The following is a 22,560-nucleotide window of genomic DNA, read 5'->3' as shown; positions in this document are numbered from 1 at the left end:
AATCAGACTATAAATTATCCTAACCTGTTCAGTAAATGTTAAAGAACCTTTTTTCTTTTTGTCTATTCATAAGTCCTTTTCTTTCCGTTGCCCAGGAACAAACTGTTTTTACCCACGCCGATACACTTCGCGGATCGGTTACCCCGGAGCGTGTATGGTGGGATCTTACTTATTACCATTTGAAAGTGCGCCCCAATGCACAGGACAGTACCATTACCGGTAGCACCGTTATTAATTACAAGGTTTTGCAACCTTACCAAACCCTGCAAGTCGACTTACAGGAGCCTTTAAAAATTGAAAAGGTAACTCAGGACGGACAAACACTTGCTTTCAAAAGAGATGGAAATGCGTTCTTTATTGATTTAAGCAAGAAACAAGAGAAAGGTAAACTGGAATCGATCGAGGTATTTTACTCGGGACGTCCCCGCCTCGCCCGCCGCCCGCCCTGGGATGGTGGCGTGCAATGGGTTCCTGATGGCAATGGAAACACCATCATTTCCACTTCATGCCAGGGTCTTGGATCAAGCGTGTGGTGGCCCTGCAAAGATCATATGTATGATGAACCGGACAGCATGATGGTCAGTGTCACAGTGCCTAAAAAGATGACGGATGTATCCAATGGAAAACTACGAAGCATTGTTGAGAACAGCGATGATACGCATACTTTCAATTGGGCCGTTGTCAATCCGATCAATAATTACGGCGTGAATATGAACGTAGCAAATTATGTAAGCTGGAAGGAAATTTACAAGGGTGAAAAAGGTGATTTGCCGGTGAGCTTTTACGTGTATCCTGAAAATCTTGAAAAAGCGAAAGTACAATTTCAGCAGGCAAACAAAATGCTCAAAGCTTTTGAACACTGGTTTGGACCATACCCTTTTTACGAAGACGGATACAAGTTGGTTGAAGTACCTTACCTGGGCATGGAACACCAGAGCTCCGTCACATATGGAAACGGTTATAAAATGGGTTATCTCGGCCGCGACTTATCCAAAACAGGCTGGGGATTAAAATGGGATTTTATCATCATCCACGAAAGCGGTCACGAATGGTTTGCCAACAATATTACGTACAAGGACGTTGCCGATATGTGGATTCATGAAAGTTTCACCAACTATTCAGAGAACCTTTACACGGAATATTATTTTGGCAAAGAGGCCGGATCTGATTATGTGATTGGGACCCGTGCTCTTATCGCGAACGATAAACCCATCATCGGCCCTTACCATGTAAACCGGGAAGGATCGAGAGATATGTATTACAAGGGCGGCAATATGCTTCATACGATCCGTCAGGTTGTAAATGATGATGAAAAATGGCGCCAGATATTGAGAGGGCTCAACAAAACATTTTATCATCAAACCGTTGAAACTGCTCAGATTGAGGGTTATGTCAGCAAAAATGCGGGACGTGACATCAGCAAAGTTTTTGACCAGTATTTAAGAGACACCCGTATTCCGGTTCTGGAATATTCATTTAAAGGCAACACGGTGGAGTACCGCTGGACCAACGTCGTAAACGGATTTGATATGCCTGTTAAAATAAAACTGGGTGAAGGAAAAGATCAGTTTATCTCTCCCACTTCTGAATGGAAAACTTTGAAGACCAAGGGAGAAAAAACGCTGGTGGTAGACCGCAACTTCTATGTGGAATCCAAAGGTGTTTAATCCCAGCATTCCATAATTAACAAATCTCCATTTCGGGCGGAAATTCGAACCATACCATCGGTTTCCGCCTCATTGCTGTTACCCGTCCGGTGGCCTAGCGTCAGTGTTTCATCGTAAAGGTTATATTTCAAACCGGAAGTAATAATCCCTTCAACCACACCAACAGGAATAAGCGAAACGGGTGTTCCCTTCACATACCATTTTTCAAAAACGCCCGACAGCGGAAAAATTTTCGAATAGTCATCAAACAACACCAAACGGATTGTTTCCTTATAACGGACCAGATTGGTAATATTGGTAATGGAATGGTCGGCACGGCGCCCCGTAGCCCAGACAATATTGGCGGCCGGAAAACCTTCTTCAACCAGATAATCGATCGCCTTTTCGAGATCTGTTTTTTCCTGGTCCGGCGTATGCACAATCTTCAAAGGATGCTGACGGGCACTGATTTCTTCAAAGTCGTGATTTTGATCAAAATCTCCCAACCACACATCCACCTTAATCCCCAGTTCGAGAACCCTGTAAATGGCATGATCCAAAACAAGCACCAAAGGACTCCATTCCAGCAGTTGCCCCAATAACTCTTCGCTGCACGCCTCGCCATTGGCAATGATCAGTGCTGGCTCCTGTTTTTCTCTAATGATATGATGTGAAGACATTAATTATTCTTATTTCGCTTTAATGAGAGAAACGAGCAGATCGAATCTGTCGTCAAATTTACGTTCCATTTTGTCGAAACGTTCATTTACTTCTCCTCGCAAATTATTTAAGTCTTGTTTTATTTCCGCAACATCCGTTTTTAGACCGTTAACGTCGGCTTTCAAAACACTGACATCAATTTTCAGTTCGCTGACATCAGCCTTCAAAACACTAACATCAGTTTTCAGCTCGCTAACGTCAATTTTCAAAACACTGACATCGGTTTTCAGCTCGCTAACGTCAATTTTCAAAACACTAACATCCAACTTAAGGCCGCTGACATCAAGTTTCAGTGAACTTATATCGGTTTTCACACCAGACATATCCCGCTGCAAGCCGGCTATGTCCTTCCTTATTTCTGTCTGCTGTTTCTTGATATCAGCAAAACCTTTGTGTACCACCGTAGTCAGCTTGGCCAAACCACCGGCAATGATCTCAATTTGCCTCCCCTGATCCACAGAAATATTCTCCAATTGCTCCACTCGTTTAAGTAAATTCATGTCCGTTCATAGTGTGTTGACTGATACATTTCGCAAATTATATCCAATATCAGCAACATATTTCTGCTACACAAACCTTAATCAAATTATGAATAATTTAATCTAAACCTTCAACACCTTCGCCTGATTCCAGTACTCATCCATCTCTGTAAGCGTCATTTCTGTTAACGATTTCCCGTCGGCTTTGGAAGCTTCTTCCATGTATTGGAAACGACGGATGAATTTCTTGTTGGTCCTTTCCAGAGCTGTTTCCGGATTGATATCGACGAATCTCGAATAATTCACCAGTGAAAAAAGTAAATCGCCAAATTCAGCTTCCGCCTCATTTTGATCAATGACTTCCTGTGATTCAATGTTGAAATTTTCTTTAAATTCCTGCAATTCTTCCTCAACCTTTTCCCAAACCTGCTGCTTCTCATCCCAGTCAAAGCCTGCACCTCTGGCTTTTTCCTGGATACGCATCGCTTTTACCAATGCCGGCAACGAAGACGGAACTCCTGACAATACCGACTTATTCCCTTCCTTCAATTTAAGTTTCTCCCAATTTTGCTTTACCTCCTCCTCCGTATCAGCTTTGGTGTCTCCATAAATATGCGGATGACGGGAAATCAGTTTGTCACAGATGCCATGCAACACATCCTTTATATCAAATCCTGGTGCAAGATCAGGGTTATTTTCGGACGCTATTTTTGCATAAAACACGATATGTAAAAGAACGTCTCCGAGCTCCTTCTTTATTTCAGGCAAATCATTTTCAAGAATTGCGTCCGACAGCTCATATGTTTCTTCTATGGTTAGATGTCTCAGGCTGTCCATCGTCTGTTTCCGGTCCCAGGGGCACTGCTCACGAAGCTCATCCATGATGGTCAGCAAACGGTCAAATGCCATCAGTTGCTGCTGGCGGCTTTCGGGTAATTCATTGAAGTGTTTTTCCATGTTACAAAGGTAATGTTTCGGTTTTGAAAACTTCGCTGTCGGCAAAGAACCGCAACAAAGTGTCAAGTGAGTCAGCACTTTTTCAAAACGAACTTTTTTCATAACAAAATGATTTACAATAAGTCATCATTCATATTCGATCTATTGAAAAAAAAGCCGGCAACCAATTCCTTTAAGTCATCTCCCGATAAGTCAGAATCTTTCAAAAAGCGATTTTCCGCTTTGCAAAACCTTCCCCGTTTTTTTCGCCTCGTCTGGGAAACCAATAAACTATTAACCGTTGGAAATGTTCTTTTCCGGCTCATAAAATCCGGGCTTCCTCTGATAATGCTTTACATTGGTAAAGAAATTATTGACGAAGTAGTCCGACTTGCCGATCACCGTGCCGATTCGCACCGGTATTTATGGATGCTGGTTGGTGCTGAACTTGCATTAACCATCGTCTCCGATCTTTTAAATCGCTGTATTAATCTTTTTGATAGCCTTCTGGGTGATCTGGTAGCCAACAAAACTTCTGTGGACCTGGTACATCATGCAGCAAAACTGGATCTGTATCAATTTGAGAATCCGGTTTTTTATGACAAACTGGAACGTGCCCGTCGCCAGACTTCCGGCCGTACTGTCCTGCTTTCACAGACACTGGCACAAATGCAGGATATCGTGACGCTGCTTTCCCTTGGAGCGGGTTTGATTGTTTTCAATCCATGGCTTATCCTGATATTGATCATCGCCGTTATCCCTTCTTTTCTTGGCGAAACCCATTTTAATGAAAAAACGTACTCATTGACCCGTAGCTGGACACCCGAAAGGCGTGAGCTCGATTATCTGCGTTACCTCGGTTCAAGTGCAGAAACAGCGAAAGAAGTGAAGGTATTCGGGCTTGAAAATTATCTTTCCAAACGTTTTAAAGAACTTTCGGAGGAATATTTTCTGGCAAACCGAAAAATCGCCATAAGCCGGGCGGGCTGGGGATATTTGTTATCCGCAATCGGTACTTTGGCCTATTACGCCGCTTATTTATTTGTACTGATGCAAACACTGGCCGGCCTGATCACCATCGGAACCATGACTTTCCTTTCAGGAGCCTTCCAACGCATGCATGGGATGTTGCAGGGTATAATGAGCCGTTTTTCAGGGATTGCCGAGAATGCGCTCTACCTTAAGGACCTGTTTGATTTTTTTGAGATTGAACCGACTATACTGGCCAATGAGCATGGAAAATCCATACCCCGCCCCATTAAAAAAGGCATAACTTTTGAAAATGTCAGCTTCAAATATCCCGACAGCGATTTCTGGGCTATTAAAGATCTTTCGTTTAACCTGAATCCCGGCGAAAAACTGGCACTGGTTGGTGAAAACGGAGCAGGAAAAACAACCTTGGTCAAACTGCTGGCCTGCTTGTACAAACCGACGGAAGGCCGAATCCTGATCGACGGAATTGATATTCTGGACTATCAGCTGGCGGATCTGAGGGCCAATATCGGGATTATCTTCCAGGATTACATCCGTTACGAAATGACAGTTTCAGACAATATTGCCGTCGGAGATATTGAAAATATTGATGACAAAGCAGCGATCTCTGTTGCCTCTGATATGAGCATGGCCAGCGAGGTTATTGCGCAGTTACCACACGGTTTTGATCAGGTTTTAGGTAAAAGATTCAAGGAAGGTACAGAGCTTTCCGGCGGACAATGGCAAAAAATAGCGCTGGCACGCGCCTACATGCGGGATGCTCAGCTTATTGTTTTGGACGAACCTACCTCAGCCCTTGACGCAAGAGCTGAACACAAGGTTTTTCAACGCTTCAGTGAATTGATTCATGGCAAAATGGCGGTGCTCATTTCACATCGTTTTTCTACGGTGAGGATGGCTGACCGCATTTTATTCCTGGAAAAAGGAAGGCTAATCGAATTCGGATCTCATAAAGAGTTGCTCGGTCTGGATGGGAAATATGCCGAACTTTTTCAATTGCAGGCCCAGGGTTATCTTTGATCAGAACGGAATTTTCAGATTGGTCTGTAAAAGATTACTGCTGCATTTGGCGATAATCAGTCCCTCGGCATTTGTAATCACTCCTTCCACGTGAATTATATTCTTGCCCGCGCGGATTACTTTGGCATTTGCCGTGACAACCTCGCCCGTTTTCGCAGCATTTAAAAAATCGCAATTCAGGTTAACAGAGGTGTAGGCAAACTCACGTCCCAAGGCAAAAACCATTGTACCCACAACATCATCAAGGATCGTGGCCGCAATACCACCGTGAAGCACGCGCATTGGATTGGACATATCCTCACGTACCACGTATTCCACCTGCATACTTCCATCCTGAATATCCAGCAGCTTTCCGTTCAGCCATCTGCCGACCGGCGAAAAACTTTCCTGCATCGACTTGCCAATAAAGGCCTGCATATATTCCAGTCGTGTCGTTGCCTTATCTGTGATGGATTTATCGGGTTCAGTCATTTTCAAAAATCGATTAAAGAAAGTAAATATACACAGGTATACATTTGAAAAATAGTAATTATCATAGATTTAGGTATTCCTTTGCGTCAATACTATGGATTTTATTGCTACGTATCAAAGGTAATTGCTACCTTTGCCCGAGTTTTTCGAAGACTTAAAAGAGTATCCAAATATGAATTTTACGTTATCACAAGTTCCTTCCCGTTCTGAAAAGCCTCGTGAAAAGGGAATTACGATGGTTATGGATAAAGGGCTCAGTATCAGGGAAACCGAAGATATGCTTTCCAGTGCCTCCACATTTATAGATATCGTAAAGCTGGGCTGGGCCACATCTTATGTAACCTCCAACCTGAATGAAAAACTGGCCGTATATAAAAATGCCGGGATTCCAGTATACTTCGGAGGAACCTTGTTCGAAGCCTTTGTTGTAAGAAATCAGTTTGACGACTACCGCAAACTACTTGATAAATACGACCTGAAATACGCGGAAGTGTCCGATGGATCAATAGAAATGCATCAGGATGTAAAATGTGGATATATTCGCACTTTGGCGCAGCAGGTTACCGTTCTATCTGAAGTTGGTTCAAAGGATGAGAATAAAATCATTCCGCCTTACAAATGGATCCAGCTTATTCAGTCGGAATTGGAAGCAGGTGCCTGGAAAGTGATCGGAGAAGCGAGAGAATCCGGAAATGTGGGTCTTTTCAGAGCGAGCGGCGAGGTTCGTCAGGGTTTGGTTGAAGAAATTTTAACCCAGATCCCATTTGAAAAAATGCTTTGGGAAGCACCGCAGAAGTCGCAGCAGGTTTGGTTTGTAAAACTTTTGGGAGCCAATGTCAACCTGGGCAATATTGCACCAAGCGAACTTATTCCACTGGAAACCATTCGTCTTGGCCTTCGTGGAGATACTTTCACTCATTTCCTGAATGCCAAAACAAAAAAAGAATGGAAAGTTGATTCCAAATAACTGTTTTAAAACTCACCTTTCATATTTATAACTAATAAGTTAAACTTAAAAAAAGCAATGGAATTTTTAACGCAGTTTATTGACTTTTTCCTTCACCTGGATAAGCATTTGTTTGATATCGTACAGGAATATGGTACGCTCACCTATGTAATTCTGTTTCTGATTGTTTTCACAGAAACCGGCCTGGTTATTATGCCACTGCTGCCTGGTGACTCACTTCTTTTTGCGGCTGGCGCAATCGCTGCCAATGAAGGAACGGGACTAAACGTTTTCCTTATTATTATAATTTTAATTGTTGCAGCACTTTTGGGCGACAATCTCAATTATTTTATGGGTAAAAAATTCGGTGGCGAGATTAAAAAACGGGAAAGAATATTATTCCTGAAAAGAGAATACCTTGAAAAAACCGAAGCTTTCTACGAAAAACATGGTGGAAGCACGGTGATTATGGCGCGTTTTATTCCTATCGTTCGTACCGTCGCTCCTTTTGTTGCAGGTGCGGGCAGTATGAATTATTCGAAATACATTGGCTATTGTGTCCTGGGTGCTCTTCTTTGGGTTCCTTCTTTAACGCTTCTGGGTTATTTCTTCGGAAATATGGAAGTGGTTAAGAAAAACTTCGAGCTGGTTATTTTTGGAATCATCGGGTTCTCCGTGTTGCCAATGATCTATCAGTTTCTTAAAAGCAAAATGGCAAAAACGAACGTAGCATAAGTTCTGGCTTATCGCCAAAAATTTTCAGTGATCATTAATATAACAAAAAATGCCCTGTTTCATCAACAGGGCATTTTTTGTTTCACTATCTGGTTAAAATCAGAAAATTATTTCGAAGAATAATTCGGTGCTTCCTTCTGAATCATGATATCATGCGGGTGGCTTTCTTTGGAGCCCGCTGTCGTTATTTTTACAAACTGGGCCTGATGTAATGCAGTTATATCAGGAGCTCCGCAATAACCCATCCCGGCTTTCAGTCCACCGACCATCTGGTAAATGATTTCGGAAACTTTTCCTTTAAAAGGAACACGTCCTACAATTCCTTCCGGAACCAGCTTTTTGATATCATCTTCCGCATCCTGAAAATAACGGTCTTTCGAGCCTTCTTCCATGGCCTCCACAGAACCCATTCCCCGGTAAAGTTTAAATTTACGACCTTCATAAATCACGATTTCTCCCGGTGCTTCATCGGTGCCGGCAAGCATTGAACCGATCATCACCGTACTTGCCCCGCCGGCAATGGCTTTGGTAACATCCCCCGAAAAACGAATTCCGCCGTCCGCAATAACCGGGACACCGGTCCCTTCCAAAGCCTCGGCAGCTGAAATAACTGCGGTTAACTGAGGAACACCGATACCTGCAATGATCCTTGTGGTACAAATACTGCCAGGTCCTACGCCTACTTTTACGGCATCCGCACCGGCATCAGCCAGGGCTTTTGCAGCATCGCCCGTTGCCACATTACCGGCTATAACCTGTAAATTGGGGAATGCAGCTTTCAGTTTCCTTACAGATTCAATCACATTGACATGATGCCCATGTGCCGTATCCAGGCTCACGACATCCACACCCGCTTTTACCAGCGCTTCCACGCGTTTGTGCAGATCAGCCGTGACGCCGACTGCCGCCCCAACGCGTAACCGGCCGTATTCATCCTTACACGCATTAGGGTGGGATTTTCTTTTCAGAATGTCGCGGTAGGTAATCAGCCCTGTCAGCTGATAATCTTTGTTGACGATCGGGAGTTTTTCAATTTTATATTCTTCCAGAATCGCTTCCGACTCTTCCAGTGTAATTCCTTCCAAAGCAGTAATCAACCGCTCTCTGGTCATGATTTCCGTAACAGGTTTCGACATTTCCCGCTGAAAACGAAGATCCCTGTTGGTCAGTATCCCGATCAGCTTTCGGGATGCATCAATAACCGGAATACCACCAATTTTAAATTCGCCCATAATCTGATACGCGTCTCCCAGCGTGGCGCCTTCGGTCAGCGTAATCGGGTCGAGGATCATCCCGCTTTCCGAACGTTTTACTTTGCGCACCTGCTCAGCCTGCGCCTCGAGACTCATGTTTTTATGGATAATACCGATCCCGCCTTCCTGAGCCATGGCAATAGCCAGTTCATACTCGGTAACGGTATCCATCGCGGCAGAAATAAACGGTATGTTCAGAGAAATTTTTCTCGTAAGCTGGGTAATAGTTTTGGTGTCTCGCGGAAGTACTTCCGAATAGGCGGGCATTAAAAGAACGTCGTCGTAAGTAAGCGCCTCGAAGAGGACTTTGGTGGGATTTGTGCTCATAGCAAATAATCGATTTGTTATTTGCCAGGTAAAACTAATAAGAAATTTGGAGTCTGACAAACAAAATCCCTCCCCAACCCAATATTATTTCCCCAAAGTATCGATTTTCAACAATTTAGTTTTACGCACTTTTTTAAATTTATTAATTAGAGAGACAGTTACAAAAAAATAATTAAAATAATCATAAACAGGTTTAGGGATTTTTATTCTTTGTTTGACTATACATTTGTATCCACATAGCGGAAACCCCATGATCAAGTTATTAACCGATGAACAGCTGGTTATTCAACTCAATGAAAGCAATAAACGTGCTTTCGGGGAAATCTACGACCGTTACTGGTACAAACTTTTTTGTATCGCCTATCATCAGATCGGCACGAGGGAAGAAGCCGAGGAGCTGGTACATGATTTATTTGAAAGCCTCTGGAACCGGAGAGATCAGAGTAATATCCGGCATCTCAGCTCCTATCTGGTACTTTCGATGAAACACCTGATAACCAATTTCATCAAGTCGAAAATTACCTGGCGGAAGTACAAGGAACACATTCTCCTCCAAAAAATGCAGGAAGCTTCCATCACCGATAATGATGTTGAGTTTACAGATTTATCCCAGGCTCTGGATGCCGCTCTGAAAAAACTTCCTGAGAAAACGAGCAAAATTTTTCAGCTGAGCCGGTTTGAGAATCAGTCGGTGAAGGATATCGCCAAAGAGCTGAATTTATCCGAAAAGGCTGTCGAATATCATATTACCAGGTCGCTTAAAATATTGAAAGACCACCTTTGGATCTATCACACACCAAACTAAAATCACTCCGCTGAAACATAAAAGATGAATCAATTTGACTTCGATATACTGTTGCAGAAATATCTGTCGGGCGAGCAAACACCCGAGGAAGAAAAGTATGTCCTGGAATATCTGGAAAATAATCCTCCCCTGGCGTCTCCCGTTTTCGAATCTGAAAAAGAGCAGATCGGTGACCGGATAAAACAAAAACTTCATAAAAGTACAATTGGAGAGCCCTGGCAAATCCGTTTTTTACCGTGGATTAAAGGTATTGCCGCCTCGATCCTCCTGGTTTCCGGCAGTTGGTTTCTCGTCAACAGAATCCAAAATAAAGAATCCGCCAGCATTGAAACGATTGAAAACCGCGGGGTTATCGAAGTGAAAAATACTTCCAACAGTCCCCAGCGTGTTCCGTTGGAGGATGGGAGCGTAGTCATTTTAAAACAAAAGAGCAGCATCAGTTTCCCCGAACATTTCGGAGAGGAACGCCGGTTAGTCTATTTACATGGTGAAGCATTTTTTCAGGTAAAAAGAAATCCTGCTAAACCATTTGTGGTATCTACGGAGAACCTGGCAACGCAGGTGCTGGGCACAAGTTTCACCGTTAAATCCTACGACGATGCGCGCTCAATTGAAGTTTTGGTTACTTCCGGCCGTGTATCCGTGTATGAAGTGGCCGATAAGGTTTCCGCAAACAGTAACGGGGTGATTCTGACACGGAATCAAAAAATTGTTTTTGACAAAAAATCAAAAAAAATGGAACTGGCTATCGTCGAGAACCCGGTTATTACGACTTCCCAGTTGCTATCTACCCATGGGTTTTCGTTTCTGGAAACACCGGTAAAAGACGCATTTTCTTTACTTGAAAAGGCTTACGGAATTGATATCGTGATCGAAAATGATGCGGTGGAAACCTGTTTGTTCACCGGTGATCTGACTGATCTTTCACTTTTTGAGCAGCTGGATCTGATTTGCAAGTCTGTTAACGCAAGTTACGAACGGCGCGGAACAACGCTTTTTGTAAGAGGCGAAGGATGTACCAAATAATTTACAACAATAAAAAGGTGCCGGAATGCTCTAACATAACCGGCACCGATAAAGTCCCCTGCTGAAAATCAGCAGGATATTTCCACGTTTTTGCGTTTCGTTAACCACAAAAACTTTTAAAATTATGAATAAAAAAATACCCCTCAAAAGGGTTGTTTACAAAGTCATGCGTACTACCGTAAAGCAACTGTTTATTTCGATTTTATGCTGTGGTATTTCCATGGCCCATACCCTGCGCGGCCAGGAGTTGCTTAGCAAGGAAATCTCGCTGAAGGTGGAATCGATGGAGATTAAAAAGATCCTTAACCTTATCGAAAAACAGGCGGATGTGAAATTTGTGTATAGCACGAGCAGCATACAAAACTCGCAAAGCACTTCTTTAAAGGAATTGCGAGGACCGCTGAACAAGGTACTTGACCAGATATTAAATCCGTTGAATGTTTCATACGAAGTGGTCGGCAACACCCGGATTTTGCTGAGAAAAAAGCCATCGGGAACCGCAATTCCATCCCAGGGACTGCTTTTCCCTAATCAACTGATCGAGCGTAAAATCTCGGGCAAGGTGATCGATGAGAAAGGCGAAGGACTGCCTGGCGTTAATATTCTCGTACTCGGTACGCAGCAGGGAACTTCTACCAACGAAAAAGGCGACTATCAGTTAGCCGTTGGAGATGGCGCTGTAACGCTGAAATTTTCATTTATAGGTTATGTCAGCCAGGAAATTGCGCTGGATAAAAGTGATGTCGTCAACATATCACTCGTGCCTGATGTGAGCGCTCTGAAAGAGGTGGTAGTTGTAGGTTATGGAACCCAGGAAAAGAAAGATGTGACTGGCGCTGTGTCGTCCGTAAAAGGTTCCGATTTCCAGAATCTGCCGTCTGGCGGTGCTCAGCAGGCCCTTCAGGGCCGCGCAGCCGGGGTTAATATCGTCAGAAATGGCGGTGCTCCGGGAGATGCCGGAACAATTCAGATCCGTGGTTTTGGAACAGTAAACAATTCAACTCCACTTGTTGTGATTGACGGGGTGCCATCAGGCACCATGAACGATGTCAATCCCAATGATATCGAATCCATTGAAATTTTAAAAGATGCTTCGGCTTCCGCGATTTACGGAACACGGGCTGCCAACGGAGTGATCATCATCACAACCAAACGCGGGAAATTCGATAATCCGATTGCGCTTACGGTAAACGGATACCTGGGTGTAACCAACCGGATCAAAACACTGGATGTACTGGATGCCAATTCGCTGGCTACTTTAAAACGTGAAGCTTATACCAACGACGGGCTGCCGGTTCCGGCGATCTGGCAGGATCCAAAATACCAGACCCAGCTTACCAACTGGCAGGATGAGTTGTTGAAACAAGGCATTACGAGAAATTATGATGCCTCGATCAGAGGTGGCGGAAAATATTCTTCTTTCGCCATTTCGGGTGGTTATTATAATGAAAAAGGTATCATCGGTAATTCAAATTACAAAAGGCTTACTTTTCGTATAAACTCGGACCACAAAATCGGCTCACGTATTAAAATTGGCCAGAATTTCCAGTTTACGAATACCCATAACAGCTCTCCCGATACCAAATCCTCACAAACAGGTTTGCTTTGGAGTGCCATTCGTTTTCATCCGGGATTGCCCGTTAAAAATGCCGATGGATCTTACAGCTCTACGCAGGGGATTGGTGCTTTCGGAGATATCAACAACCCGATTTTCACGGTTGACAATCAGGATACGGACAATATCCGCAACCGCTTCCTGGGCAGCGTTACCGGCGAACTTGAAATTCTGGAAGGGCTTAAACTTCGTGCCAACGTGGCCATGGATGCTACTTTTGGAGAAAGCCATACTTTTGACATTAAAATCAACGATCAGTTCAGGACTAATTCCTACAATCAGCTAAGTTTGAGCCACGATAAAAACTGGTCGTTCCTTCAGGAGTATTTCCTGTCTTATGACAAAAAATTTGGTCAGCATTCGCTAAATCTGGTTGGTGGTTATACTTCCCAGACTTTCAATGATATTTATTCCAACCAGCGCGGGCGTGATTTTGCCAGCGAAGATATGTCCCTGCGCTACATGCAATATGCAGGAACCATTGTTTCCATCCCCCTTTCCGACGGAGGCAATGGCGGACGCACTTATGATGCACTGGCTTCCGTATTTGGCCGGGTAAATTATTCGTTCAAAGACCGCTATTTGTTCACTGCGACTGTCCGCAGTGATGGCTCTTCCAAGTTTGCTCCCGGCAACCAATGGGGTTATTTCCCTGCGTTTTCAGCAGGATGGAGAGTTTCAGAGGAAGATTTTTTCAAAAATGCCCTTCCGATTTTCAGCAACTTCAAGCTAACCGGTGGCTGGGGACAATTGGGTAACCAAAACGTAGCTTCTCTGCAATATCTTGCTTTGATCAATTCGTCATACCGTTATGCATTTGGCAACGGAGGCGTACAAAATCAAATTGCCGGCGCTGCGCAAAGCAGACTTGCCAACGTTCATATCGGCTGGGAAACTGCCGAAATGAGCAACTTCGGTCTGGAAGCAGGGTTGTTGAAAAACAGTCTTTATTTCTCCGCAAACTATTTTGTGAAGGATACGAAGAAGATGCTTCTGGCACCTCCATCGATCGGAACCATCGGAACTTCTACAATTCCTGATCAAAACATTGGGCAGCTGAGAAATCAGGGACTTGAACTGGAAGCTTCTTATCGCCATAGCGTTGGAGATTTCACCTTCAATTTCAGCGGGAACGCAACGTTCATCAAAAACAGAATTACCAAACTGGCTACTCCAGGCGGTTTCCTCGCCACGCAGTTATACGGAAGAGGGCAGCAGGAAATTGTCCGCACGTATGAAGGGCATCCCTATGGCACTTTTTATGGATACAAAACCGATGGTCTTTATCAAAACCAGGGTCAGATTGATTCTGATGCCAATATCGCCAATGATTCCCGCCGCACTGACGGGCAAATCCATCCCGGCGACGTCCGCTTCGTTGATTTGAATAAGGACGGTGTCGTTGACGATCAGGACAGAACCATCATTGGCAGCCCTCAGCCTAAAATCAATTACGGGTTTTCAGCAGGCGTTAATTACAAAGGTTTTGACCTTAACCTGTTTTTTGTCGGTGTGGGCGGTGTCTCCATTTACAACGCAGACCGGATGCAGGGACTTGACGCGAGTTATTCCTTTAATCTTTATGCCGAAGAACAAAACCGCTGGCATGGCGACGGGACGAGCAATACGGTTCCACGCGTAAGCATCGATAACGCCAACCGCAATTTCCGTCCTTCGGATCTTTTCGTTGAAAAAGGTGATTTCTTACGCCTGAAAAATATGACACTGGGTTATACCATTCCTAAATCGGTGATCGGTAAATTAAAAATGTCGCAAGCGAGAATTTATGTTACGGGTCAGAATATCATCACGTTTACAAAATACTCCGGCTTAAATCCTGAACTCGGATATGTTGGCGGCGGTACAGGGCAATACAACCAGCTTAATGTTGATTATGCTCAATATCCTTTGGCCAGAACATGGACAATCGGTGCTTCGCTATCTTTCTAATCCTAACGTTCAGATTTTATACCAGCAGAATTTCTACTATTTATGAAAAAGATAACTACACTCGCCGGCTATATTTTTCTTGCAACGTTGATCAGTTGTCAGGATAACTTACTCGAAACAACGCCATACGGACAGGTTACATCACAGCAATACTGGCGCAACGGCGACGACGTTGTGGCCGCTACCAACGCCATTTATGCCCCATTATTAAACGAAGACGGATTCGCGCATACAGAATATACCTTCGATAACTGCTCGGATGATATGAACCGTGCGGGTGACCATGCTGATGAGACTGCCCTGGAAATGTTCACCTTCGATGCTTCCAATTCACACATTCTGGCAACCTGGTCGACCAAATACGAAGTTATTTCAAGAGCCAATGCAGTGCTGATCAACGCTCCGAAAGTCAAGATGGATGATGCGCTGCGTAACCGCAGCATGGGCGAAGCTTATTTCTTGAGAGGATTCGTCTACTGGCGGCTTTCATTAATCTACGGAGAAGTCCCGATTTTACTGGAAGAAGATGCCATTAACCAGACTTATAACAAACCAAAATCAACGCTGGCGCAAGTGCGCGCCCAGGCGGAGGCCGATTTCCAGAAAGCAGCATCACTGTTGCCGGTAACGTATGAGGCTGCCGAAGGAGGCCGTGTAACACAGGGAGCTGCCTATGGTTTCCTGACCAAACTATATGTTTATCAGGAAAATTGGGCGAAAGCCGTTGAAGCCGGTACCAAAGTAACGTCAAATGCTGCCTACAAACTGGCAACGGGCTATAATCAGAACTTTGAACTGGTCACCGAGAATAACACCGAGACATTGTTTTCACTTCAATATGAAACAGGGTGGACCACCGATAACTCCCCCGCTTATTACCACACGCCACAGGCTTTTGGTGGCTGGGGTTTTCATGAACCGATCCAGGATCTGGTCAACGAATTTGAAGCAGGTGACCCAAGACGAGCCTATTCTATTTTCAGTCCGGGTGATACTGTGACGCAGGGTTCTCAGGGAAATGTCAAATTTACAGCCGATATGACGCGTGTGACGGGTTATGCATTCAGGAAATACACGCAGTTTACGGCTACGGGGGATATGGACCAGAGTTTAAATTCGCCTTTCCTTCGCTCGGCCGATGTATATCTTCTGGTGGCAGAAGCGAAGATACGGTCAGGACAAAATGGCGATACGGAATTGAATACGGTAAGAAAACGTGCCGGTTTGAAATCGATCACGAACGCAGCGATCAAGGATATCATGCACGAGCGCCGGGTGGAACTTGCGGGTGAAAATGAAAGACATCAGGATCTGATGCGCTGGGACAAAGCAGGTTTGATCGACATTTCCGCTCATTATAAGATTGCCCGCGGGCCTTACAAACCGAGCCGTAATTTCGTAAAACCGAAACATTATTACTTCCCGCTTCCGCAACGTGAAGTCGATTTGAGTAATGGCGTGTTGATCCAGAATAGCAATTATTAAGCGTTAACTGTTATTGAAATTGGCTCGAATGATTCTCAGCCATTAGAGAAGTTAAGTTTCCATAAAGAAGTCAAGTTTTGAAAACTTGACTTCTTTTTCTCGCTCTCGCTCAGACCTGCCCACATTTTTAAATTTATTATTTCCTCAAATCGTGAAAAGAGTAATAGCCTGTATCATTCTTGTAAGTCTTCTGACACAATGTGCATCCCGGGAAAAAAATATCCAGGGCACCTGGCGGACGGATTCCATTTCTACGTTTGTGAACGGCTTTACACATACCAACGATTCGCAGGATGAGCATTGGTCGCATTTTGAGTACAATAGCAAAGGCGAGGTTTTTGAGCGAAAAAAAACAGAGTTCAGAAAGTACACCTACAAAATTCTGGCTGCCGATTCACTGGTTTACCTCGATTCTACCGGAAATTTTTTGTCAGGTTATAAGATCCTTAAACTGGATGATAAGCAACTGGTTTTAAAGAAAATACAGAAACCCTATCTTTCCGGTAAAAATCAAACACTTTACGAAGTCCGCTTCTTTTCAAAAATTCTTCCCGATCATACTTCTGCTTCAAAATGATCCAACGACTGATATTATTGCTTTCGCTAGGCAGCGTTTTATTCGCATGTAAAAAGAAAGAGCAGGATACGTTATTTGAATTATTGCCTTCTTCTGAAACCGGAATCAGCTTTGCCAACAATCTGAAAGAAGATGAAAAACTCAATATCCTTACCTACGAATATTTTTACAATGGCGGAGGCGTAGGCATCGGGGATATTAACAATGACGGCTTGCAGGATATTTTCCTGGGCGGCAACATGGCCGAAAGCAAGTTGTATCTGAATCGTGGTAATCTGAAATTTGAAGATATTACAACCTCTTCCGGCATTGCGCTTTCGGATAGCTGGTCGCGGGGAATTTCCATGGTCGACATCAACGCCGATGGCCTATTGGACATCTACGTTTGCAGGGCCGGGCCACGATTGGCTGGGCCGCGATCAACAGGATCTGATTTTGAATCTCGACCGAACGCGGCCCGGCCCAATTTATTGTACATCAACCAAGGCAACAACAAATTTACCGAAGAAGCCAAAAAATATGGCCTGGACTACGACGGCAACACCACCCAGGCAGCTTTTTTTGACTATGATCACGATGGAGATCTGGATGTTTTTCTGCTGACCAACGTCATGGAGAGAAAAGGCCCGAACGTTATCAGACCCAAAAGAACGGATGGCTCTGCGTTGAGCACCGACAAGCTGTATCGGAATGATGGTAAAATCTCAGGGAAGCCTGTTTTTACCAATGTTTCCAGGGAAGCCAATATATTGACCGAGGGTTTTGGCCTCGGCGTTTCCATCGTAGATATCAATGAAGATGGCTGGCCGGATGTATACGTTTCCAACGACTATTTGTCCAATGACCTGCTTTACATCAACCAGCAGAACGGCACTTTTAAAAATGAGATCACCGATTATTTCCGCCATCAAAGTTATTCGGCGATGGGTAATGACGCAGCCGATATCGATAACGACGGACTGGTAGATTTCGTCACACTGGATATGTTACCGGAGGGGAACACACGCCGGAAGAACATGTTCGGGCTCATGAATTATGACCGTTATCTGTCCGAGCAACGCATGGGTTATCAGCCTCAGTTTATGCGGAATACCTTGCAACATAACAATGGCAATCGTCCCGGAACAAATCATCCTTTTTTCAGTGAAATCGGACGGTTTTCAGGAATACAGGCTACTGATTGGAGTTGGAGCGCCTTGTTTGCCGACTACGATAACGATGGTCAGCGTGACCTCATAATCACGAACGGTTACCCGAAAGACATCACAAACCGGGATTTTGTCATTTACAGAATGGCACAATATCAGCAGCAGATGCAATCGGGGAATATGAACAACACCCCCACCCTAAATGCTTTAAAGGAGGTAGAAGGCGCGCATGTCGCCAATTACCTGTTTAAAAATAACGGCGATCTCTCATTCAAAAATCAGTCGGAATTGTGGGGTTTTGACAAGCCATCATTCTCAAATGGCGCGGCCTATGCGGATCTCGACAATGACGGAGATCTTGATTTGGTGATCAACAACATTGATCAGGAAGCGTTTGTTTATAAAAACCATGCTGAAAAACTTCCGGACCATCATTATCTGCGCATCAATTTAAAAGGCCCGAAAGAAAACCCTCACGGTTTTGGTGCCAAAGTGACTATCTATTACGGTGCAGAAAAACAGTTTATCGAGCATTCTCCGTACCGGGGTTATCAGTCATCGGTTGAAAATACACTGCATTTTGGTTTAGGAAAAAACAAAAAACTGGACTCGGTTCGCATTGTCTGGCCAGATCAAAAAACGCTGTCGCTAAAAAATGTTCCTGCGGATCAGGTGTTAACGGCGGATTTTGAAAAAGCCAAAGCCGAAAAAGTGATAAGGCCGGCATTACCCACCACGCTTTTTAAAGAAGCAGCCGACATCACCGGAATTCATTACAAACATACTGACGAGTTATACATTGACTTTAAGGTGCAGCCACTTTTACCGCATCTTTTATCCCAAAACGGACCGGGTATTTCTGTTGGTGATATCAACGGAGATGGTCGTGAAGATTTTTACATAGGCGGCGCTTTCAAACATTCCGGCAACTTTTTTGTGCAAAATGCGCAGCAAAAATTCATCCAAAAACCGCTGACGAAGGACCAAAAATTCGAAGAAGATATGGGGTCGCTCCTCTTCGATGCGGATCAGGACGGGGATCTTGATTTGTATGTCGTGAGCGGAAGCAGTGAATTCCCAACGGATTCTAAATACTATCAGGACCGCCTTTATCTCAACGATGGCAAAGGAAACTTCAGGTTAGATCCGGCCGCTTTACCCGTTAATACAACAAGCGGATCCTCGGTCAGTGCAACGGATTTTGACAAAGACGGTGATCTTGATTTATTTGTTGGCGGGCGGCTTACGCCGGGTCAATATCCGGTTTCCCCTAAAAGCACGCTGCTGAGAAATGACCATGGAAAGTTCACGGACATGACGGCACAAGCCTGTCCTGAGCTCAAAAATGCGGGCATGATAACCACTTCGCTCTGGACTGATTTCGACGAGGACGGATGGACGGACCTGATCATTGCAGGAGAATGGATGCCACTTACTTTTCTTAAAAATCGCAGCGGAAAATTTGTCAACGTAACGGCCTCAACCGGCCTGACTGACACACAAGGCTGGTGGAACAGCATGATTGCCGGAGATTTTGACGAGGACGGAGATATTGATTATGTTGCCGGAAATGTTGGGTTAAATACAGAAGGTCGCCCGCAAACCGGTAAACCACTAACACTTTTTGCGAAAGATTTTGATAAAAGCGGGACGATGGATCCGGTTATCTGTCAGTACCTGGGAGAAAATTTATACCCTGTACACCCACGTGATGAGATGACCAGTCAGATGAATTTTCTCAAAAAACGATTTGTTTACTATGCCGATTACGCCAAAGCTGAAATGAAGGATGTTTTCACGAAAAAAGAGCTGAAAGACGTAACCAAACTGGTATGCGAGCAAATGCAAAGTGTATTGCTGGAAAATCTGGGGCATGGGAAATTCAAGATCAAACCACTGCCCGTCGCTGCTCAATTAGGTCCTGTGTACGGCCTTTCAGCCGCAGATTACGATCTTGACGGACACCTTGATTTACTGATAACCGGAAATTCCTACGCGCCGGAATCGATCAGCGGCCGGCTGGACGCCTTCAACGGTTTGTTACTAAAGGGAAATGGAAAAGGTAGCTTCACTCCTGTTTCCGCTGCAAAAAGTGGCTTTCTGGTGGAAGGAGATGGAAAAAGTCTCGCGGTTTTAAATTTGAACGATGGAAAAAGACTGGTTCTCGCGGCTCAGAATAATGATTTACTTAAAGTCTTTTCATCGGAGAAATCCACTGAGAAATTGATAAAAGTACAGCCATCAGCAACCGACAACTGGGCGGAAATTATTTTCAAAGACGGAAGCAAAAGACGACATGAATGGAGCAACGGCTCGGGATATCTGTCGCAATCGTCAGGTGTGTTGACTGTCCGGAAAGATAATTTGTCAGCGATAAAAATTCACGATTCGAAAGGAGGCATTCGGTCGGTTGATATTTCAAAATAACGATTGCTAACCAACCAGCACCCTTACTTTCTTGATCCTTTTCTTGTCGGCAGACTGTACCTTAAAGGTGATTTCCCTATGCGTGGCAATTTCGCCGGTTCGCGGCAGTCTTGAAAAAAGTTCGAGTAAGAGCCCTGCGAGCGACTCACTGTTTCCACGGACTTCATCGAAATAATCCGATTCAAGATTGAGTATTCTGCACAGGTCGTTGATCAGAACTTTTCCCTCGAACACATACGTGTTCTCGTCGACCTTGGTGTAATTGACTTCTTCCTCTTCATCATATTCGTCGTTAATATCACCAAAAATCTCTTCGATGATATCTTCCAGCGTGATTAAACCGCTTGTCCCACCATATTCGTCGATGACAATCGCCATGTGCACGCGACGGTTCTGAAATTCCTTCATCAGGTCGTCCAGCCGCTTGCTTTCCGGAATAAGATAAGGCTCACGAAGTAATTTCTGCCAGTTAAAATGCTCGTTGTGATGCAGATAAGGCAGCAAATCTTTTACATTCAGCGTTCCTTCCACGCTGTCGAGCGTGTCACGATAAACAGGAACCCTCGAATATCCCGACTTATTGATCTTGTCCATTAACTCATGAAAATCCAGCTCAATATCAAATGCCGTGATATTGACACGCGGCTGCATTGCTTTTCTGGCGTTGGTCTGTCTGAAATTTGCCAGACCGCGTAAAAGATCTGTTTCCTCTTCACTTTCCGCTTTTGCTTCGAATCTTTCCGTAGAAATTTCGGAACCCTCCGGCGTCAGTATCCCGAAAAAGTAACCCAGGCGTGTTATAGGTTTGGTGAGCGGTTCACAAATTTTGATAATAAGATGAGTCGTGCCGGCAATTTTCGGGATCAGCTCAGCTGCATTGCGTGCCGAATAAAACCTGACCATTACATCCAGCCAGATCCAGAAGGCAAGTACGGCCAGCGATATCCATTGAAAAATAGTTTCATCGTTATCCTGAACCTGTAACCAGGTAAATCTTGCAGCAAGTAAAAGTGCGAGCAGGGTGACTCCGCGCTGAATAATAGAAAGTGCGAGCTGTTGAATACGGGTTGGAAGATTTCCTTCAGAAACACTTTTTCGTTCCCAGGGATTTTCCATCGCGCCGGCTGTTGCGTAAGAGGCTCTGATTCCGGAAAGAAAAAGAGAGACAGCCAAAAGAATGAAGACAAGAATTAATTCGTAAACGGCAAAACGATCAATGGGTATAACCATCCCGGCCAGCAGAGGAAGCGCACTTTTAACAGGATAAATTATCCCCGTACGCTTTCGGGACAAAGGATCGTCACTATCGGCAGTTTCTTTCACAAAAAGTCAGAAAAGTTCATAATAAACCCAAGATAAGAATTCTACCCAAAAATCTTGCTGCTTATTTGCACCGCAGTGGAAATAAACATGTTTTCCGGATAGAATTCCTTTGAAAATCAGAATGGCAGATCGTCATCATCATTTCCGGCAGCCATAGACGGCGGAATCGGATCGTTTGATCTCGGCTCCTGATTATTAGGCCTTGGTGCCGCAGAAGGTTGACTATAACCCTGATTACTGGAATTATCACCCGCTCCGCCCGTATTGGGCCCGCCCAGCAATGTCATGCTGTTCGCACGAATGGTCACGCCGGAACGCTGCTGTCCTTCTTTGTCCGTCCAGTTATCCGTCCGAAGTCTGCCTTCGATATATACAGAATTTCCTTTTTTAAGATATTTCTCGGCGACCTTCGCAAGTCCTTCCCACAGTTCAATGCGGTGCCATTCGGTATTTTCTACCCTTTCGCCATTCTTATTGGTATAGGCTTCGGTTGTGGCAATACTGAATTTTGCCACGGCTGATCCGCTTTCCAGATATCGTACTTCCGGGTCACTTCCCAGGTTTCCGATTAAAATTACTTTGTTAACACTTGCCATGATTTTGTGCGCTTGTGATGATTGTGGATAATTAAATTCAATATACCGGATATTAGTTCAAATAAACAAATTCAAATTTTGC

General features: G+C 44.3%; 17 protein-coding genes. 10 read left to right on the top strand and 7 right to left on the bottom strand.

Annotated elements, in window-relative coordinates:
- The first annotated feature begins 35 nt into the window (after positions 1 to 35).
- Positions 36 to 1,667, top strand: coding sequence for a M1 family metallopeptidase (locus M1L62_RS25120; RefSeq protein ID WP_254562403.1), 1,632 nt, complete (start codon positions 36 to 38; stop codon positions 1,665 to 1,667).
- Here M1L62_RS25120 and M1L62_RS25115 read toward each other — a convergent pair.
- The 3 genes from M1L62_RS25115 to mazG form a co-directional block, all read right to left on the bottom strand.
- Complete coding sequence (locus tag M1L62_RS25115; protein WP_254562402.1) at positions 1,664 to 2,326, bottom strand: thiamine diphosphokinase; 663 nt, start codon at positions 2,324 to 2,326, stop codon at positions 1,664 to 1,666. The two genes, M1L62_RS25120 and M1L62_RS25115, sit on opposite strands and share 4 nt — an antisense overlap.
- A gap of 9 nt (positions 2,327 to 2,335) precedes the next feature.
- A complete protein-coding gene (locus M1L62_RS25110; protein ID WP_254562401.1) occupies positions 2,336 to 2,866 on the bottom strand; it encodes a hypothetical protein in 531 nt (176 codons plus the stop codon).
- 102 nt (positions 2,867 to 2,968) lie between these two features.
- On the bottom strand, positions 2,969 to 3,802 hold the full coding sequence (gene mazG, locus M1L62_RS25105; protein ID WP_254562491.1) for a nucleoside triphosphate pyrophosphohydrolase: 834 nt from the start codon (positions 3,800 to 3,802) through the stop codon (positions 2,969 to 2,971).
- Positions 3,803 to 3,946: 144 nt separating this feature from the next.
- On the opposite strand from mazG, the gene M1L62_RS25100 reads away from it, so the two are divergent.
- Complete coding sequence (locus tag M1L62_RS25100) at positions 3,947 to 5,794, top strand: ABC transporter ATP-binding protein (protein ID WP_310590001.1); 1,848 nt, start codon at positions 3,947 to 3,949, stop codon at positions 5,792 to 5,794.
- Here M1L62_RS25100 and M1L62_RS25095 read toward each other — a convergent pair whose 3' ends face one another.
- Complete coding sequence (locus M1L62_RS25095) at positions 5,795 to 6,265, bottom strand: PaaI family thioesterase (RefSeq protein WP_254562399.1); 471 nt, start codon at positions 6,263 to 6,265, stop codon at positions 5,795 to 5,797.
- A gap of 172 nt (positions 6,266 to 6,437) precedes the next feature.
- On the opposite strand from M1L62_RS25095, the gene M1L62_RS25090 reads away from it, so the two are divergent.
- Positions 6,438 to 7,232, top strand: coding sequence for a phosphosulfolactate synthase (locus tag M1L62_RS25090; RefSeq protein ID WP_254562398.1), 795 nt, complete (start codon positions 6,438 to 6,440; stop codon positions 7,230 to 7,232).
- 57 nt (positions 7,233 to 7,289) lie between these two features.
- Positions 7,290 to 7,946: a DedA family protein gene (locus M1L62_RS25085; RefSeq protein ID WP_254562397.1), complete on the top strand. Its 657-nt coding sequence runs from the start codon at positions 7,290 to 7,292 to the stop codon at positions 7,944 to 7,946.
- Positions 7,947 to 8,053: 107 nt separating this feature from the next.
- Here the strand turns inward: M1L62_RS25085 and guaB are convergent, their stop codons facing one another.
- A complete protein-coding gene (gene guaB / locus M1L62_RS25080; RefSeq protein WP_254562396.1) occupies positions 8,054 to 9,526 on the bottom strand; it encodes an IMP dehydrogenase in 1,473 nt (490 codons plus the stop codon).
- A gap of 250 nt (positions 9,527 to 9,776) precedes the next feature.
- Here guaB and M1L62_RS25075 point away from each other — a divergent pair, with 250 nt between their 5' ends.
- The 6 genes from M1L62_RS25075 to M1L62_RS25050 all read left to right on the top strand — a co-directional run bounded on the left by M1L62_RS25075 (position 9,777) and on the right by M1L62_RS25050 (position 20,559).
- Positions 9,777 to 10,331 carry an RNA polymerase sigma factor gene (locus M1L62_RS25075; protein ID WP_254562395.1) on the top strand — a complete coding sequence of 185 codons (555 nt, stop codon included), beginning with the start codon at positions 9,777 to 9,779 and terminating at the stop codon, positions 10,329 to 10,331.
- A 24-nt stretch (positions 10,332 to 10,355) separates the two neighbouring features.
- Positions 10,356 to 11,357: a FecR family protein gene (locus tag M1L62_RS25070; protein WP_254562394.1), complete on the top strand. Its 1,002-nt coding sequence runs from the start codon at positions 10,356 to 10,358 to the stop codon at positions 11,355 to 11,357.
- 124 nt (positions 11,358 to 11,481) lie between these two features.
- On the top strand, positions 11,482 to 14,922 hold the full coding sequence (locus M1L62_RS25065; protein WP_254562393.1) for a TonB-dependent receptor: 3,441 nt from the start codon (positions 11,482 to 11,484) through the stop codon (positions 14,920 to 14,922).
- Between the two features lie 42 nt (positions 14,923 to 14,964).
- Positions 14,965 to 16,407, top strand: a complete 1,443-nt coding sequence (locus tag M1L62_RS25060) for a RagB/SusD family nutrient uptake outer membrane protein (protein ID WP_254562392.1) — start codon at positions 14,965 to 14,967, stop codon at positions 16,405 to 16,407.
- Positions 16,408 to 16,558: 151 nt separating this feature from the next.
- Positions 16,559 to 16,984 (top strand): hypothetical protein, encoded by a 426-nt coding sequence (locus M1L62_RS25055; protein ID WP_254562391.1) that lies wholly within the window; start codon positions 16,559 to 16,561, stop codon positions 16,982 to 16,984.
- Positions 16,981 to 20,559, top strand: a complete 3,579-nt coding sequence (locus M1L62_RS25050; protein WP_254562390.1) for a VCBS repeat-containing protein — start codon at positions 16,981 to 16,983, stop codon at positions 20,557 to 20,559. Before M1L62_RS25055 ends, M1L62_RS25050 begins: the two co-directional genes overlap by 4 nt.
- A 6-nt stretch (positions 20,560 to 20,565) precedes the next feature.
- On the opposite strand, the gene M1L62_RS25045 is transcribed toward M1L62_RS25050, so the two are convergent.
- Positions 20,566 to 21,882: a transporter associated domain-containing protein gene (locus M1L62_RS25045; RefSeq protein ID WP_254562389.1), complete on the bottom strand. Its 1,317-nt coding sequence runs from the start codon at positions 21,880 to 21,882 to the stop codon at positions 20,566 to 20,568.
- A gap of 116 nt (positions 21,883 to 21,998) precedes the next feature.
- The gene (locus M1L62_RS25040; protein WP_254562388.1) at positions 21,999 to 22,478 is read right to left on the bottom strand and encodes a single-stranded DNA-binding protein; all 480 of its coding nucleotides are present in this window, start codon (positions 22,476 to 22,478) and stop codon (positions 21,999 to 22,001) included.
- Positions 22,479 to 22,560 lie beyond the last annotated feature (82 nt).

The organism is Dyadobacter diqingensis, assembly GCF_024220585.1.
GTDB classification, from domain to species: Bacteria; Bacteroidota; Bacteroidia; order Cytophagales; family Spirosomataceae; genus Dyadobacter; species Dyadobacter diqingensis.
This window is presented reverse-complemented; position numbering and strand designations above follow the sequence as displayed.